Consider the following 2,694-nt stretch of genomic DNA (forward strand, 5'->3'; position numbering starts at 1 on the left):
CCGCCCCAGCGTGGCCGTGACGTTGAGATAGCGGCGGCGGTCTTCCAGGTCTTCCAGCGTCAGCAGGATCTGCGCCGCCGTGATGCCATGGCTGGCCAAGAGTTCGGCCCACAGGCCCGCCAGCGCGATCTGGCCAACGGAAGCACTTGCCTGGGCATCGGCCAGGCTGCCCCGCCCGCCCTTGGCCAGGCCCAGCTTGCGCGCACCCAGCGCAATCGCGCCCGAAGACACCACGATCACCTGCTGCCCGGCAGCGCGGGCGGCAGCGATTTCGGCCACCAGCCCCGTCAGCCAGGCGCGGCGCGGCTGCCCGTCCTTGCCCACCAGCAGCGCCGAGCCGACCTTGATGACAAGGCGCGGGCACACGGCAGGATCGGCGAGGTGAGACAGCTGGGCAATGCGCATGATCGGCGCGGCTTAGGCCAAATGATCGGGCAGGTGAAGGGCGCTTGAAGGAATTGTGACACGCTTTGGCGCGGGGGTGTTTTCCGCCAGGATGCGCATGGCATCGCACCACCCCCAACCCCCTCCTCTAAAGAGGATGGGGCTTTCGGTATTACTTCTCCCCCTCCTCTTCAGAGGAGGGGGTCGGGGGGTGATGCTATGCCTGACGCTCAGCCCGAAACAATCAAATCGGCGACCACGGCTTGGCGTCGGCCTCGTCTTCCACTTCGCCGGTCGGCCGCTCGGTGGTGGTGGCGGCCGGCAGGTAATCGAGCACGGCATCGAGCAGATCGTCCATGCCGCTGCCGGTCGCGCCCGAAATCGGGAACACGCGCGCGGCGCCCGCCTCGATCAGCTCGCGCGAAAAGGCGCGCACCAGTTCGGCATCGACCAGGTCGATCTTGTTGAGCGCCACCACGCGGGGCTTGTCTTCCAACCCGGCGCCATAGGCGGCCAGTTCTTCCTCGACGATCGCCAGCGCCTCGGCCGGATCGGTGCCGTGAATGTCGATCAGGTGGATCAGCACGCGGCAGCGCTCGATATGGCCCAGGAAGCGATCGCCAATGCCCGCGCCTTCGGCCGCACCCGCGATCAGACCAGGAATATCGGCCAGCACGAATTCGCGCGCGCGATGGCGCACCACGCCCAGCTGCGGCCGCGTGGTGGTAAAGGCATAATCGCCTACCTTGGCCTTGGTATTGGTGATCTGGTTGATGAAGGTGGACTTGCCGGCATTGGGCAGGCCCACCAGCCCGGCATCGGCCAGCAGCTTGAGCCGCAGCCAGACATACATCTCGTCACCCGGCCAGCCCGGCCCGCACTGGCGCGGCGCGCGGTTGGTCGAGGATTTGAACGACAGGTTGCCGCGCCCGCCGTCACCGCCGCGCAGCAGGACGACGCGCTGGCCCACTTCGGTCAGGTCGGCCAGCACGGTCTCGCGGTCATCGTCCAGCACCTGGGTGCCGAGCGGCACCTTGATCACCAGATCGTTGCCCCCCGCGCCCGTGCGGTTCTTGCCGGCGCCGCCGTGGCCGCGCTGGGCCTTGAAGTGCTGGGTATAGCGGAAATCGATCAGGGTATTGAGGCCGGTCACCGCCTCGAAAATGATGTCGCCACCCTTGCCGCCATCGCCGCCATCGGGGCCGCCATATTCGACATACTTCTCGCGCCGGAAGCTGACCGCGCCGGGGCCACCCTGCCCTGAGCGGATGAAGATCTTGGCCTGATCGAGAAAGTGCATGGCGTTGGCGTCCGGCAGTCCTGAATGGGCGCAGCCGGCGCCTTTGCAGCAAACGCCGATTGCGCCAAGGCCCGCTTTGCCCACCCGGCCCGTCGGCTGATGGCGCGTCGGAATTCAGGCTGGCAGCAGGCTGGCGAGCATGGGGACCGGAAATGGAACCGATCCGTTCAATTTTATACTGGTGGAGCCGAGGGGGATCGAACCCCTGACCTCGTCATTGCGAACGACGCGCTCTCCCAGCTGAGCTACGGCCCCGTTCCAGTATCGTCCAAAGCAGGGCCGCCTAGGCGCCCCGTGCTTCGGGAGCGCCGCCATTAGCGCAGAGCCATGGCGGCGCCAAGAGCAAAAGTGATATTTTTTAGAGCGCGCCGGTGGCCTGCGTAGTTGGTGTCCCGCTGGTCGAGTTGTCGCTGGCAACGGTCGGAATCACGATAGTGGAGCCAGGCTGGGCACCACCATATTGTGCCTGCCAGATAGCCAGATCGGTGCGATACTGGTCGTATCGGCGATAGAACGCATCGAACACGATTTCGATGTTGGGCAGGCTGCGCACCGCAAAGGCTTCGAGTTCGGCAGCGGGCACAGCGGCGCCGTCGCGCGCCACCGCCAGCGTTGCATCGCAAAAATCACCCATCGTCGCCGGAAGGGCGTAATGATTGTAAACTGCGGTCATGTACTGCTCGCGCGGGGCGATGAACTTGCTGCCGAACTTGGCCTTGAATTCCTGGTCGACAGTGCGATTGGCCTTGTCGAGCCCCTTGGCCTGCGACTTGAGGAACGTGCGATAGAGCGGCAACAGCTCGACATGGCGCGGGCCAGTGCAGTTGAGCGCGGCAACGTTGTAGGCCGAGCGCAGGTTCCAAACCATCTGCGCGGGCGTGATGTTGCGATTGACCGATTCCCGCAGGCCGGTGGCGGCCAGCGGCGGCACCGTCAGGTTGGCGCTGGCGCCATTGGGCGGCATCGGCCGCGCCGGCACGATCACGACCTTGGGCGGCGGTGGCGGGGGC

The 2,694-nt window shown here is 66.0% G+C and carries 2 protein-coding genes, 1 tRNA gene and 1 pseudogene; all 4 read right to left on the reverse strand.

Translation table 11 applies throughout. The annotated features are described in order from the left end of the window. Positions 1-405, reverse strand: a pseudogene (locus H926_RS35075) (glutamate 5-kinase); the annotation flags it as partial. Between the two features lie 223 nt (positions 406-628). Beyond that, complete coding sequence (gene obgE, locus H926_RS0120590; RefSeq protein ID WP_028658298.1) at positions 629-1,684, reverse strand: GTPase ObgE; 1,056 nt, start codon at positions 1,682-1,684, stop codon at positions 629-631. 179 nt (positions 1,685-1,863) lie between these two features. Beyond that, positions 1,864-1,939: transfer RNA gene (locus tag H926_RS0120595), tRNA-Ala, on the reverse strand. Positions 1,940-2,042: 103 nt separating this feature from the next. After that, on the reverse strand, positions 2,043-2,694 hold a 652-nt coding region (locus tag H926_RS33755; RefSeq protein ID WP_022677953.1), incomplete at its 5' end, for a hypothetical protein.

Source organism: Novosphingobium sp. B-7 (genome assembly GCF_000410615.1).
Taxonomy (GTDB): domain Bacteria; phylum Pseudomonadota; class Alphaproteobacteria; order Sphingomonadales; family Sphingomonadaceae; genus Novosphingobium; species Novosphingobium capsulatum.

What these genes read in the sequence shown, in the direction of transcription:
- obgE (WP_028658298.1), bottom strand. Translation starts at nt 1,684, where the DNA reads ATGCACTTTCTCGATCAGGCCAAGATCTTCATCCGCTCAGGGCAGGGT.